The 13,537-nt window shown below is 56.9% G+C and carries 10 protein-coding genes and 1 pseudogene; 2 read left to right on the top strand and 9 right to left on the bottom strand.

Features of this window, described 5'->3' with window-relative positions; genetic code table 11:
* Window positions 1-6: 6 nt before the first annotated feature.
* From ACYVHB_RS18505 to ACYVHB_RS18490, 4 genes are all read right to left on the bottom strand, one after another.
* Window positions 7-1,422 (bottom strand): FAD-dependent oxidoreductase, encoded by a 1,416-nt coding sequence (locus tag ACYVHB_RS18505; protein WP_461053264.1) that lies wholly within the window; start codon window positions 1,420-1,422, stop codon window positions 7-9.
* A gap of 19 nt (window positions 1,423-1,441) precedes the next feature.
* On the bottom strand, window positions 1,442-2,269 hold the full coding sequence (locus ACYVHB_RS18500; RefSeq protein ID WP_461053263.1) for a sugar isomerase domain-containing protein: 828 nt from the start codon (window positions 2,267-2,269) through the stop codon (window positions 1,442-1,444).
* A gap of 14 nt (window positions 2,270-2,283) precedes the next feature.
* A complete protein-coding gene (locus ACYVHB_RS18495; RefSeq protein ID WP_461053262.1) occupies window positions 2,284-3,168 on the bottom strand; it encodes an ROK family protein in 885 nt (294 codons plus the stop codon).
* Window positions 3,169-3,425: 257 nt separating this feature from the next.
* Window positions 3,426-4,217: an SDR family NAD(P)-dependent oxidoreductase gene (locus ACYVHB_RS18490; protein ID WP_461053261.1), complete on the bottom strand. Its 792-nt coding sequence runs from the start codon at window positions 4,215-4,217 to the stop codon at window positions 3,426-3,428.
* A gap of 204 nt (window positions 4,218-4,421) precedes the next feature.
* On the opposite strand from ACYVHB_RS18490, the gene ACYVHB_RS18485 reads away from it, so the two are divergent.
* Window positions 4,422-5,171: a GntR family transcriptional regulator gene (locus tag ACYVHB_RS18485; RefSeq protein WP_461053260.1), complete on the top strand. Its 750-nt coding sequence runs from the start codon at window positions 4,422-4,424 to the stop codon at window positions 5,169-5,171.
* A 176-nt stretch (window positions 5,172-5,347) separates the two neighbouring features.
* On the opposite strand, the gene ACYVHB_RS18480 is transcribed toward ACYVHB_RS18485, so the two are convergent.
* From ACYVHB_RS18480 to ACYVHB_RS18470, 3 genes are all read right to left on the bottom strand, one after another.
* Window positions 5,348-6,181 (bottom strand): phosphatidate cytidylyltransferase, encoded by an 834-nt coding sequence (locus ACYVHB_RS18480; protein ID WP_461053259.1) that lies wholly within the window; start codon window positions 6,179-6,181, stop codon window positions 5,348-5,350.
* A complete protein-coding gene (locus tag ACYVHB_RS18475; RefSeq protein WP_461053258.1) occupies window positions 6,162-6,377 on the bottom strand; it encodes a putative signal transducing protein in 216 nt (71 codons plus the stop codon). Before ACYVHB_RS18475 ends, ACYVHB_RS18480 begins: the two co-directional genes overlap by 20 nt.
* A gap of 75 nt (window positions 6,378-6,452) precedes the next feature.
* Window positions 6,453-7,400 carry a lysostaphin resistance A-like protein gene (locus ACYVHB_RS18470; RefSeq protein ID WP_461053257.1) on the bottom strand — a complete coding sequence of 316 codons (948 nt, stop codon included), beginning with the start codon at window positions 7,398-7,400 and terminating at the stop codon, window positions 6,453-6,455.
* A 94-nt stretch (window positions 7,401-7,494) separates the two neighbouring features.
* Between ACYVHB_RS18470 and dusB the strand changes: the two genes are divergently transcribed.
* A complete protein-coding gene (gene dusB / locus ACYVHB_RS18465) occupies window positions 7,495-8,484 on the top strand; it encodes a tRNA dihydrouridine synthase DusB (RefSeq protein WP_461053256.1) in 990 nt (329 codons plus the stop codon).
* Window positions 8,485-8,531: 47 nt separating this feature from the next.
* On the opposite strand, the gene ACYVHB_RS18460 is transcribed toward dusB, so the two are convergent.
* Together ACYVHB_RS18460 and ACYVHB_RS18455 are read right to left on the bottom strand one after the other, a co-directional pair.
* Window positions 8,532-12,461, bottom strand: coding sequence for a beta strand repeat-containing protein (locus tag ACYVHB_RS18460; RefSeq protein ID WP_461053255.1), 3,930 nt, complete (start codon window positions 12,459-12,461; stop codon window positions 8,532-8,534).
* A gap of 147 nt (window positions 12,462-12,608) precedes the next feature.
* Window positions 12,609-13,537, bottom strand: a pseudogene (locus ACYVHB_RS18455) (hypothetical protein); the annotation flags it as partial.

Raw genomic sequence — 13,537 nt, 5'->3', positions numbered from 1 at the left:
GACAGTTTACGCGTTTATCGGGTTACCGTTCCGTGTTAAGATTGAAGCCGTTACGTTGGCCTTCCAGCCGTTGCGCGACGTGTCAGCCACCGCATCGGGAATATCCAGAACGGTTCCTAATTCGCGCAAATTCTGTTGCAACAAACTCACCGTCAATTGGTTAGCTGCTTCGTCCTGTTGCAGCGACTGCACAGCCGCCAGCCCAGCCGCCTGCCCCATCGACATGGTTTGGGCCATCGACCGGCACGACGCATGGGCATCGTGCGTGGCCGAAAAACACCGGCCCACTACCCAAACGGTCTGGCTGCCTTTGGGCACAATGGTGCCGTAGGGAATGCCATACACACCCGCGCCGGGAATGTACTCCCAGTAGGTTTCTTCGGCTCCGTTCTGGTCGTGGCGGTGGTCTTCGATGGGGGCACCGCAGAGAAAAATACGGTCGTCGGGCAGCAGTCCGGCTAAGCAATCCTCCTTCGTCAGGCGGTGCTCGCCGTAGACGCGCCGGGTTTCGCGGACGCCAATCTGGTGCGACAACCCAATGATGCTGGCGTCTTGATAACCGGGCACATCGGCCCGGAAGAAATCTTCATAGACAAACGCCTGCCGACGCCCTTCGACCTCTGCCAGCGTCAGTTCGGCGGCATTCAGGGCCGACAAACCAGCTACTTTCACGGCGACGGTCGAGATGCACTTAGCCGCATTCATTTCGTGGGCAGAGCCTTCTTTGCGGGGTAACGGATGCCGCCCGCTGTCTACAGCCTGCGCCATTTTTTGGCCGAGCATCTTTTTGCCACCCGCCCGTTCGTAGGCGTCCAGGTCAACGTTGCTCATCCGAAACGTCGTCGTCAGGCTTTGTGCGGGTTCACGTTCACCGGCAATCTCGCAGGCGAACCCCGCCCGATGACAGAAATCGGCATCGCCCGATGCGTCGATCACCCGGCGGGCCAGCACCTTGCCAATGCCGCCTTTGTTCCAGAAAATGCAGACGTGCCGGTCACCGTCCGTCGCTACGTCGATGAGCGTGGTGTGCAACAAATACCGGATGTTCTGTTGCCCAATTAACTGGTCCCAGACGAGTTTCAGGCGTTCGGGATTGTAGTTGACGCCCATTCCGGCCCCGTAGGTATTGGGCCGCAGGAAAACGGCTCCGGCCTTGTCGAGTTCGTTGACGATGCGGTCGGGCCAGCCGCCCACAATTTTCTTGGGGGTAGCGCCGGGCGTGAAGAAACCGTAGAACGTATCGAGCATCTGGGTAGAGGTGCCGCCCGGAAAACCGTAGCGCTCCACCAGCATGACCGAAACGCCCGCACCGCGCCCAGCCGCCGACAGAGCCGCCACGCAGCCCGCCGACCCCGCCCCAATCACCAGAATATCGGTTTCGGCCAGCAGCGGAATAACGGCATGATTGAAAACGGTAGCCATAGGTATACGAAACGGTTGATTAGGAATTGGCCGGACTAAGCGTAGCCGACGGTTCGCTGACGTAGGAAGGAATACCGACCCGTTCGTAGAGTTTAGCCAGCCGGTGGGCGTGTTCGTCGTAGGCTCCCTCGAACAACTCAACCGCTTTGTCGGCACCGACCACGTTGGCCGCCGACAGGACTTTGGGCGGTTGGCCGGCTTCGGTCAGCAGGCGGGCCACCTCGGCCTTGATGCAGTTGATGAGAACGGCGCCCCCCACGGTCGAGCCGGGTGCCACGGGCGTATCTAAGCCTGGAACCATCACCATGGCGTCGCCCACAGGCGCACCCGTGTCTAAAATCAGGTCGGCGAAATCGCTTAGTTTCTTACCGTCGGGCCGCTTGCTCGTGCTTTTTTCTGCGTGTTGTTTCGTGATGAGAGCCACCACCTTAATTCCCTGCTGCTGAAACAGGCCGGCCATTTCGATGGGCACCACGTTGCAGCCGCTGGACGAAATGATGAGGGCAGAATCCTGTTGGGAGAGGTCGAAGTTCCGCAAAATTCGCCCGCCGAGACCGGGTACGTTTTCCAGAAACATGGCCTGTCGTTGTCCGTTGGCACCCACCACCAAATTATGAAAGGTGAGCGAAAGCTCGACAATGGGGTTGAAACCGGAAAAAGAACCGTAGCGCGGCCACATCTCCTCAACCATGATTCGGCTGTGGCCACTGCCGAACAGGTGAACCATCCGCCCGGCGAGGATCGTCTGGCTAAACCACTGGGCCGCCTGCTGAATGGCTTCCGACTGAGCTTCGATGGTGGACAGAATGGCTCTTGATTTTTGAATGTACTCCGCAGTGAGGGTCATGATGATCGGTTGGTTTAATCGTTCAAAAAAGCTGCGGCACCGATGGCCCCGGCCCACTGATCGAAATGTGCTTTGCGTATCGTGGTTTTCTTGCCCGCCGGTCGCCATTCAAACAACTCGAAAAAGGGTTGCAGCGGACCGAACAGCGAGTGGTCGGCCTGGGTAATACCGCCCCCCAGCACGATGACCTCGGGCGAAAACGCATTGGCCAGCGACGCCAGCGCGACGGCCAGATGCCGGAGCGAAGTCAGCCAGACCAGCGTTGCCAGCGGTTCACCCTGCCGGTAGCCGTCGACCAGTTCGTGGGTGGTCTGGTAGCGGCCAAACGACCGCCGACCCACCGTTACGTTCCCGATGGCATCTTCCAGGCTGCCGGGTACGTTGGTAATATCGCGTTGCGGGCTATCGGCATCCACGGTGGTATGACCCAGATGGCCCGCCATCTGAAAAAAACCCTGGTACAGTTGGCCGTTCAGCAGCAGGCCGCCCCCCACCCCTGTGCCCAGGGTAAGCATCAACCCGTGTTGCACACCCGCCAGCGCCCCAAATCGAGCTTCGGCCATCAGGGCTGCGTGGGCGTCGTTCAGCACCCGAACCGGCTCGCCCAAATAGTCTGACCAGTCGAATCCTTCCAGCCCCTGTAGTCGGCCGGGCATGCAGGCAATGGCCGTGTTGTCGGACGTGGGCAGGCCCGGTGCCGACAAGCCGATGCCCCGAAGTGGTTCGGTTAGCGGCTGTTTCAACGCCCGAACGGTATCCAGTACGGCTCGTTGCCACGGCTGACCTTCTCCGTCGTTGGTTGGGGTGAGCAACTGCTGAAGGACCACGCCCGTAGCCGTGTCGATCAGGACGCCTTTGATGTGCGTCCCCCCTAAATCGATTCCAATCGCCTGACTCAATTTTGTTCTTGGTTACTGGATTAACGGTTAATGAGTTAACATAAATTATGGCTGGCTGATGACATATATTGTTGATTATAGATGAGTTGCTGCCGCGAGGCCCTTCGACAGGCTCAGGGTGACTGGGAAGTTAATTCAACTTAGTGAACTCTGTTAAGCTGGGTTGTCACCCAGAGCCTGTCGAAGGGCCTCGCCGGTCCGCCGGTGCGGTCAGCAACTTTATTCATAATTCACGTTAACGTATCAACAACCCATACCTACAACTGCCCCTCGCTGATGCTCCAGCCCCCATCGACCGATAGAATCTGCCCCGTGGTAAACCGCGAAAAGTCGGACATAAAGAACACGGCAGCCCCGTCCAGATCATCGGGTTGTCCAATGCGTCCGCCCGCTAACGGCTGTTTCGTCTTGATGAATGCCTGAATCACATCGTCCTGTGCGGCCCGTTTGGCCATTGGCGTTTCGACCAAAGCCGGTGCCAGCACATTGACACGAATATCATCCTTAGCGTAATAAGCAGCGATGGATTTGGTGAAACCAATAATGGCCGATTTAGTAGCCGCGTAGGCGTGGGTTGCGAAGTGAACGGGTGAGGGAGAATACCCCAGCACCGACCCCATGTTCAAGATCGTACCGCCGGTTCCCTGCGCCAGAAACGCCCGCACAGCCGCCTGATTCGACAGCATGAGCGAGGTCAGGTTCAGCGTAACCGTATAGTTCCAGCCGTCGAGACTCAGTTCGTGGAGGGGTCCATCGCCAAACCGTCGCCCGCTGCCACCAGCTACGTGGTACAGGCCGTCGAAGCCGCCAAACTCCCGTTGGCAGCGTTCAATAGCGGTGATGGCCGTTTGTGGATCAACGGCATCCCCCGCTATGGCAAGACCCCGACCCTCCAATTCGGCCTCGGCAATCCGGCCATTTTCGGCATCCCGACCCACCACCAGCACCGAAGCGCCCTGCTCAACAAACGCTTTGGCGGCTGAAAGGCCCAGCCCAGTCGTGCCGCCGATAACGACAATTTTCTTTTCCGATAGCCACGCCTGTTTCATCACATTGGCAGATAATGTCTTTACTGGATCGAAGGTAATAGAGCTTTGTCAATAGTCCACAAACTTATTATAATAAGTTTGAAAAATTCAATACAAATTACTGATTATCAATGACTCTTTTAAAGGTGTTTTGTTGCTGTCAGTGCCTTCTGTATTGATTGTCGGAGAGGCCGTATATTTGTTGCTGCACGTTAAGCCTGTTTCATGAACGATTCCCTGACCCGCATTCCTCAATACCAGCATTTGTATGAAGTGCTGCGACAGGACATTACACGGGGAGTTTTCAAAGCAGGCGATTTGCTGCCGTCCGAAAAGGTGCTTCAAAATCAGTATCGTCTGACGCAACCCACCATCCGGCAGGCTCTGTCCCTGTTGGTGCAGGATGGCTACATTCGCAAACATCAGGGGAAAGGAAGCGTGGTGCAGGCGATTCCAATTGGCTTAGGGGTAACGTCGATTAAACCGCATCCAGCCGCTTCCGATGACAATTTTCAGCCGGTAGCCGACCCGGTAGCCGAGTTGATTACAACCGCCGTGCTGACCAAACCGTATTTGGGGTCTTTTCCCGAAGAACTGCTGTTTTTGCCAACCGAAGAAGACGTAAAAACGGGTTTTTTCTGCTTCGAGCGGTTGCGGTTGGTCAACAACGTGCCGGTTTTCTACGAAAAGCTGGCGCTTCCCAACCGGTACATACCCAACTTCCCGCGCCAGCGACTGGAAAACCGTTCGTTCTTTGATTTACTGCGAATCAAATACGGCTTAGTCGTGACAGGGGGTGAGCAGAAAATTCAGGCATTAGCCGCCGATAGCACCGTAGCAAAGCAGCTTCGTATTGACGAAGGAAGCCCCGTGCTGCGTTTAGAGAAGCGAATCGACACTAACAAGAGCGACTTCAGTTTCTTTTCGCTGCTGTTCGCCCGCACCGACACCTACCTGCTGCAAGGCCGATTTTAGGTTGGCGTGGAATCAGGTGAGACAACAAAAAACGCCCGGTCACTTGGGCCGGGCGTGCTTGGTAGCTTCGCTAAGTGGTGAGCCAGTCGTGTGGACAGGCGGAAACCGCATTATAAAATTTACGTTCGCTGCGTAATTCTGGATTTCGTCTGTTCTGAATTAATGCTTCCTGGAACTCAGGCGAATAACTTCAAAAACGTGATGATGAACGGCGCGGCCAGCAATAATCCGTCGAAACGATCCAGAAAACCGCCGTGCCCCGGAATGCTGCTGCCGGAGTCCTTAATGGCTATGCTGCGCTTGAAAAGTGACTCGACCAGATCCCCGTAGATCCCTGTTACGACAATGATGGCCCCAACGCAGTACCACTGCCAGGGTTTGAGTTCGGGGGCGTAAAAGGCCAGGCCCAGCGCTACCAGCCCGGCGGCAATGGCTCCACCAACGGCTCCCTCCCACGATTTCTTGGGCGATACCCGCTCAAACAATTTCCGGCGACCGAAATACGTACCGGCAAAATAAGCGCCGATGTCGCTGGCCCACAGCAGCAACAGGCAACCAATGATGATGCCTGGGTGATAACTGCCCCCCCGCAGCGCCAGCACGATGAGCAACGCAAATGGGATGGCCACGTAAATGATGCCGAGGAAGGTGAAACCGATGTTGGTAAACGGTTTCATGTCGCGTTTTTTGTACAGCTTAATCAGGAAAACCATCGACGATGCCGGGCAGATCAGGAAGTAGGAGTCGATGTCGATAAATCCCATTTCCACGAAATAAGCCAGCGCACACACCAAACAGCCAACCACCGTGCCATAGGCCGTTAGCGGCTCGAAGCCATCGAGACCCAGCAGCTTGTAAAATTCCCGCTGCGTGAGCGCACTCATCAGCGTAAACAGCAGCGCAAACGTCCAGTCGGCGTACCAGATCATGAAGAGTATGAACGGAACCCCCAGCACAGACGCCACAACGCGCTGCTGGAGGTTGGTCATCTTAGCTAAACGTTGCCTCATTCTCCAAGATTACTTTGGCCAGAATCGCGTCTTTTACCAGAACGTGTACTTCGCTTTTGCCCCCCAGCGTGGGGTAACTACTGCTCTGCCGGTTGACGACCACCGCCGGAATGTCGTGTTCGGTCAGTAACGCCTTCGCCAGCTCGGCCCGGTGCGGCAACGGCGTGGTGTAAATGGATTCCCAGTTTTCGTTCATGGGTTTTATGTAAGGTTAGTGGTTCGTAGTTTGTGGTTGGCTGACGCGAGAGTGCTTGCGTCAGCCAACCACAAACTACGAACCACTAACCTGGTTTCTTTGCCTAAAATAATACAACAGTCCCCCCGTCAGAGCCAGCGACAACATCCCTAACAGGACCGGTACGGACTCGTTGCTTTCAATATCGACCGTGGTCACTTTGCGCTGATGCAGGTACACCATCAGGACGGTGAAGCCGTTGTTGACGAAGTGCGCCAGAATGGGTACCCAGATATTGCCCGACCAGACGTAGAGGTAGCCGAACAGCGCACCCAGCAGCATCCGCGGGAAGAACCCCAAAAACTGCACGTGAATGGCACTGAACAGGATAGCCGCCAGCCAGACGCCCATGTGAACGTTACCCGTCCAGCGACTGAAATCGCGTTGCAGCACCCCCCGGAACAGCACCTCTTCGCCAATGGCCGGAATCACCGCAATCACCAGCAGGGCGACTACCAACTGACCCGTCGTGTCGAAAGTGGTAAGGTATTTGGTGATGCCTTCCAGACTTTTCTCTTTATCGCGAATCCACTGCTCCAGCGGGGCCAGCGTTTGGGGCAAATGAATGTTTTGATTCCATTCGATAATCAGCCCGTCGAACGGCATGAACACAATCACGATCAGTGCCACCAGACTCAGGCCCGCCACCGCCCACAGGGGCCTGCTGTTGAACTCATTCCAGGTTCGGTGCTCGGTAAAATACCAGTACGCCAGGGCAGGCAGCAGAAACGTGCCGACGTGGTTAACGGCCTGAAGCAGCATCAGTTCATACCAGCCGCTGCCCGATTTTGTGGGCGCTACCGTTAACTGCATTAGATACGCCTGAGCTTCGGCCGCATCTAACCCCTTCATCACCATGAGGATACCAAACAACAGCAACGTACTGACAACGCCCCCCAGCAGCACAAATCCAACGAGCATGATAAGGCCACCAATGGCTGACGGGCGTGATACGGAGCGGTTTTGGGTATGGATTGGCTGCATAATCCTGTAAATTTACAGACTCAATCGCATAATCTGCATAAAGGAACCAATTCAGCCTTTGGATTGTGCTAAAACCAGTCATCAACGCAAGGATATGGTTAACATCGGCAACATACAACTACCGGACTTTCCACTGCTGCTGGCCCCCATGGAAGACGTCAGCGATCCGCCGTTTCGGGCCGTGTGCAAAGCCAGCGGGGCCGACCTGATGTATACCGAGTTCATCTCGTCGGAGGGGCTGATCCGCGACGCGGCCAAGAGCGTTCAGAAATTAGACATCTTCGAGTATGAGCGGCCCATCGGCATTCAGCTCTTCGGTTCCGACGTGGACACGATGGGCGAGTGCGCCCGCATTGCCACCGGTGCCGGGCCGGACCTGATCGACATCAATTACGGTTGCCCCGTGAAGCAGGTAGCGTGCCGGGGGGCGGGGGCGGCCCTGTTGCAGGATGTTCCCAAGATGGTGCGCATGACCGACGCCGTGGTTAGGGCCACGCACTTGCCCGTGACCGTGAAAACGCGGCTCGGCTGGGACGACCATACCAAAAATGTGGGCGACGTAGCCGAACGGCTGCAGGACATTGGTATCAAAGCGCTGACGGTTCACGGCCGGACGCGGGTGCAGATGTATAAAGGCGACGCCGACTGGACGCTCATCGGCCGCATTAAAGACAACCCGCGCATCACGATCCCAATCTTCGGCAACGGCGACATCGACTCGCCCGAAAAGGCAATGGACTACAAAAACCGGTACGGTGTCGACGGCGTCATGATTGGCCGGGCGAGCATTGGCCATCCGTGGATTTTCAACGAGATCAAGCACTTCGTCCAGACCGGTGAGCACCTCGCTCCGCCCACCGTGGCCGACCGGGTAGCCGTGTGCCGCCAGCACCTCGACTTTTCCATTCGCTGGAAGGGTGAAATTGTGGGACTGTTCGAGATGCGACGCCATTACGCCAACTATTTCCGGGGTCTGCCCGATTTCAAACCCTTCCGAATGCGGCTCGTCACCACCGACACCTACGTCGACGTACGTACTATACTGGATGAGGTTGCGGAGCGGTACGCGGAGGAATTCGCCTGAAATGGTAGCGATTGGTTCGGGCGGAGCAGCGTCAGTCGTTCGACCGGTTAAGGGGCTAAGGCGACCAGAACCTTCACGCAGGATGGCGCCGGACACTGGCAGTTTGCCCGGTCAAGAATGACCGTTACGTCCGTAAAACAGGTTCCTGACGCGCCAAACAGCCGGACCGTGTAAGGTTGCCGGGTGGCCGGGTTAGGCAGGTTACCGAAGCTAACGGTGCCGCTCGTGACTACCTGATTGCCAACGGCACCAAACGCGGGACCACCTGCGTAGCTGCTACCCGCCACAATACCAGCCTGTTCCGTATTCTGTAGTGTTGTAAAATCAATCCGGCCCGAACTGGTAGCCGTCGCACCGACGCAGGTAGCCGACGTAACCGTTGGCGGATTAGTGAAGGTGGGCGTCGGCCGTACCGTTACCGTTGTGGCGATGGTTGCCGAACAACCCGCCGTATTTGTACACGTGGCCGAGTATGTTGTTGTCACAACGGGCATGACGACAATTGACGTGGTGTTGGCACTTGTCGACCAGATCAGCGTCCCCCCCGTGCAACCACCAACCGTTAACGTCGTTGACAGTCCGGCGCAGGTAGTGGCCGAGTTTACGGTTAACACCGGCGTTGGCGGCTGAGCCGTAACCGTAACGGACGTGGCTGGCGAGGTACACCCGCTACTGTTTCGTACGGTTACCGGATACGTTCCCGCAGCCACGCCGGTAAAGCCTCCCGTCGTATTGGTGTAGGTGGTGCCGTTAATGCTGTAGGTCAGCCCCGCCCCGGTGGGAGCCGTGACAGTGATGGTGCCTGTGGCCAGTGTGCAACTGGGCTGGCTGGTCACGCTGGCCGTGGGCGCAGCGGGTGTAGGGGGCTGAGCCGTAACGGTGACAGACGTAGCCGGGGAGGTGCAGCCACTGGCGTTGCGGACGGTCACCGCATACGTTCCTGCGACAACCCCGGTAAAGCTTCCCGTCGTATTGGTGTAGGTGGTGCCGTCAATGCTATAGGTGAGCCCCGCCCCGAGGGGAGCCGTAATGGTGATGGTGCCTGTGGCGAGCGTACAACTGGGCTGGCTGGTCACGCTGACCGTTGGCGCAGCGGGAGTAGGCGGCTGGGCGGTAACGGTGACGGACGTAGCCGGGGAGGTGCAGCCACTGGCGTTGCGGACGGTCACGGCGTACGTGCCCGGTGCTACGCCCGTAAAGCTGCCCGTCGTGTTCGTATAGGTAGTGCCGTCAATGCTATAGGTGAGCCCGGCCCCGGTGGGAGCCGTAATGGTGATAGTTCCCGTGGCCAGTGTGCAACTGGGCTGGCTGGTCACGCTGACGGTGGGAGCCGCCGGGGTGGGTGGTTGGGCGGTAACCGTTACGGAGGTGGCTGGGGAGGTACAGCCGCTGCTGTTGCGCACCGTCACCGGATACGTTCCTGCGGCAACTCCGGTAAAGCTGCCCGTCGTGTTGGTGTACGTAGTTCCATTAATGCTGTAGGTCAGCCCCGCCCCGGTGGGAGCCGTGACAGTGATGGTGCCTGTGGCCAGTGTGCAACTGGGCTGGCTGGTCACGCTGGCCGTTGGCGCAGCGGGCGTGGGCGGCTGGGCGGTAACGGTGACAGACGTAGCGGGAGAAACGCAGTTAGTGACGTTATTGCGTACGGTCACAGAATACGTTCCGGGAGCCACACCGGTGAAAATTCCTGAGGTATTCGTGTAGGTAGCACCATCAATACTGTAGTTAAACCCCGTTCCCGCCGTGGGAGCGGTGACGGTGATCGTACCCGTAGCGAGAGTGCAACTGGGCTGCGAGGTAACGCTCACTGTTGGGGCAGCGGGCGCTGCCAGGGCGGGATTGACGGTTACAATGGTGGCGGGCGAGGTGCATCCGCTGCTGTTGCGAACCGTCACGGCGTAAGTTCCGGAGGTGACGCCAGTGAATGTTGGCAGCGTGTTGTAGGTGACGCCGTTGATGCTGTAGGTCAGTCCGGCACCGAGGGGCGCACTGATTACGATAGTACCCGTCGCCAGGAGACACGTTGGCTGAACAGTTACCAACGCCGTGGGGGCAACCGGCGTTGGTGGCTGGGGTGTGACCGTCACCGATACGGCAGGTGAAATACATCCACTGATACTGTTTCGTACGGTAACCGAATACGTTCCCGCAGCCACCCCGGTAAAACTTCCCGTCGTGTTCGTATAGGTAGTTCCATTAATGCTGTATGTCAGATCCGCTCCGGTGGGAGCCGTAACCGTAATGGTACCCGTGGCGAGGGTGCAACTGGGCTGCAACGTAACGCTTACGGTGGGCGCGGCCGGCGTCGTCGTATTGCTGGCAACGGTGGTCGTAGCCAGGGCCGTGCAGCCACTTGCCGTAGTAACCACCACCGTGTACGTACCCGACTGGGTAACAACGGCCGTGGTTGAGGTGCCTGTTTGGTTTAAACCTGGTCCACGAAATGCGTACGAAGTGCCGGTACCAGTGGTACTACTGTTGGCGGTTAACGTAACACTCGGAACCGCACAGGTCAGCGTTCCCGAACTGGACAGCGTGACCGTAGGGGGAGCATCGACGGTGACGGACGTAACGGCGGTGCTGGTGCAGGCGGTGTTCGAATTGAGTGAATTGGACGTTGTCACGCTGAAACTGTACACCCCCGCCGACAAGCCACTAACCGTTGCCGTATTGCTCGTCCCGGTTGTCCCAATAAGACCACTCGGCCCCCGAAATGTGTAGTTGGTTACGCCGGAGGCACTGGTTCCCGGCGTAGCGACTAAGTTAACCGGACTACCCACGCAAACTGCCTGAGAAGTGGCCGTTAGCAGTGGCTGGAGTGTCCGCAGGGTAACGTTCGTAATGGCTTGATTGCCTATGTTATCCTCAGCAATGAACGTAACAACCGAAGTGCCCTCCGTAGTCGGTATTAAGCTAAAGGCCGACGTAACCGTATTCGAGCCGGTGACGGGCGAAAAAACGGCTCCCTGGGGGATACCTACGCCTTGCAGCGTAATGGTGTTGCTGGTTGGGTCCGTATCGGTTGCCCGCACGGTGAAACTGACCGGGCACCCAACATATGTCTGAATGGTGGCGTTATTGGCGGGCGTAATACCCCCGTAGACAAAAACCGGTGGTGCACTGGCCGCTACAATTCGGATGACGAAATCGACGATAACGAACGATTGACCATCCGATATTTTTACCGATACACTATATAATTGCCCTACCGCCCTCGGAGTCTGGGTATTGAACGTCACCTGACCAGCCGGGGTGATCGACAGTCCCGTTGGCTGGATGACGGTGGCCGTCGCCCCGAGGTCTGCTGCCGTCGCCAGGCTAAACGTCAGTGCATCTCCGTTCGGGTCCGTGGCGGGTATCGTAAAAGTAGCCGCTGATTGGCCAAACGGTAAATTAATAACGGGCGGCAGGGTAGTTACGGGCGGCAGATTAGTCGTTCCAGCGTTTACCGTTGTTGGAATCCGGTAGCGCCCGTTCGCGTTGTTCTGCAACGTGCTGAGCCGGGCATTTGATTCTATGTAAGCGTTATAGTTTCCATTAGCTGCGTAAATACGCACGAGCGTGGCTTCAGCAACAATGAAATCATCCGCCGTATTGACCGACGTAACTATGAAGTTGAAGTTGGTAATGCTGGTTCCATCCCCGAAGACGAATGGATCTGAGCCATTGGCTGTAGCATTCGTAATTGTTGATCCAACTGTTGGTAGCGGGTTGAAAAACGTACGCCGAAAGCTCATCGTCAACTTAAACTCGATGGTCCGGTTGGTGGGATCCGTCGGCAGTTGCCGCCAGGTTAGGTTTCCATACCGAAAGTGAGAAGCCTGGGCCGTTGGCACATACAGAACCTGACCCAACAGGAAAAGCAGTATGAATAACCACCATCGCTTCAGGCAACCTGATATAGGAACAAATGAGCGATACAGATCTTTCATAAATAACCCACTGGGCGTTGTATCGGTCGGTAGCAATCCGTGCATCGTATAGTCATGGTTCACATGCCCGATTGTTACACAGGTTCGTGAGGTCGTTAGCTAATTCCATGCCAGAATTAGGCGGCTCATTAAATCGTTAACCAGCCGAGTATAGATTTACACCCGGCTGGTTGACGATCAATTTATTACGCGCTATCGCATTATTTTTTGAATCACGATAGGTACACAAACCGGCGCTGGACACTGGCAAATAACCGGATCAAGGATAATCGTCACGTCCGTGAAGCATCCTGATGCGGCAAACAAGCGAATCGTGTAGGGTTGGGCCGCCGTGGGATTACGCAATCCGCCGAAGCGAACGGTACCGTCACCAATCACTACTGTACCCGGCGTGGGACCACCATACGTGCTGCCCGTTGAGATGTCAGCGCGTACCGCACCGGCTACGTTCGTTAACGTGATGGACGCATCATCATTCGCGGTTGCACCCGTACAGGTAGCTGCTCCAGCCACAGCGGCATCATACGTCGGCACATCGGACACCGTTACCGTTGTCGAAACTGTACTCGAACAGCCCGTTGTGAGTACGCACGTTGCCGAATAACTTGTTGTGATTAACGGAACCACCGTTAGTGAGGTCGTCTGATCACCAGTCGACCAAGTAAGCGCGCCCGAACAGCCCCCCACCGTTAGCACCGTGGACTGACCAGCACAAACGGTCGGCGAATTCAGGGTCAGGATCGGCGTAGGATTCACCGTAATGGTTGTGCTGACAATGTCCGAACAGCCATCGGCATTACTGACCGTTACTGAGTAGGTTCCACTCACAGTGACCGAGATAGCCGGAGTTGTTTCACCAGTCGACCAAAGGAAGACAGTCCCGCCACCCGCCGTCAGCGTAGCGGATGTCCCCTGGCATATCGTTGCACTGCTAACCGTCAGCGTAGCGGTGACCGAGGGGTTGACCGTGACGGTGCCCGTGGCCGTACCCGAACAACCATTAGCGTCAGTCACACTCACCACGTAATCCGTGGTGAGCGAAGGGTTCACCGTGAAGGAGCCGATACTGGCCACCGAAAGCAGCCCACCCGGATTGAGTGTGTAGGAGGTGCCCCCCGTAG

The sequence above is a fragment of the Spirosoma arcticum genome (assembly GCF_054779955.1).
This window is presented reverse-complemented; position numbering and strand designations above follow the sequence as displayed.

What these genes read in the sequence shown, in the direction of transcription:
- ACYVHB_RS18490 (WP_461053261.1), bottom strand. Translation starts at nt 4,217, where the DNA reads ATGAAACAGGCGTGGCTATCGGAAAAGAAAATTGTCGTTATCGGCGGC.
- ACYVHB_RS18500 (WP_461053263.1), bottom strand. Translation starts at nt 2,269, where the DNA reads ATGACCCTCACTGCGGAGTACATTCAAAAATCAAGAGCCATTCTGTCC.
- ACYVHB_RS18505 (WP_461053264.1), bottom strand. Translation starts at nt 1,422, where the DNA reads ATGGCTACCGTTTTCAATCATGCCGTTATTCCGCTGCTGGCCGAAACC.
- dusB (WP_461053256.1), top strand. Translation starts at nt 7,495, where the DNA reads ATGGTTAACATCGGCAACATACAACTACCGGACTTTCCACTGCTGCTG.
- ACYVHB_RS18470 (WP_461053257.1), bottom strand. Translation starts at nt 7,400, where the DNA reads ATGCAGCCAATCCATACCCAAAACCGCTCCGTATCACGCCCGTCAGCC.
- ACYVHB_RS18460 (WP_461053255.1), bottom strand. Translation starts at nt 12,461, where the DNA reads ATGCACGGATTGCTACCGACCGATACAACGCCCAGTGGGTTATTTATG.
- ACYVHB_RS18485 (WP_461053260.1), top strand. Translation starts at nt 4,422, where the DNA reads ATGAACGATTCCCTGACCCGCATTCCTCAATACCAGCATTTGTATGAA.
- ACYVHB_RS18480 (WP_461053259.1), bottom strand. Translation starts at nt 6,181, where the DNA reads ATGAGGCAACGTTTAGCTAAGATGACCAACCTCCAGCAGCGCGTTGTG.
- ACYVHB_RS18475 (WP_461053258.1), bottom strand. Translation starts at nt 6,377, where the DNA reads ATGAACGAAAACTGGGAATCCATTTACACCACGCCGTTGCCGCACCGG.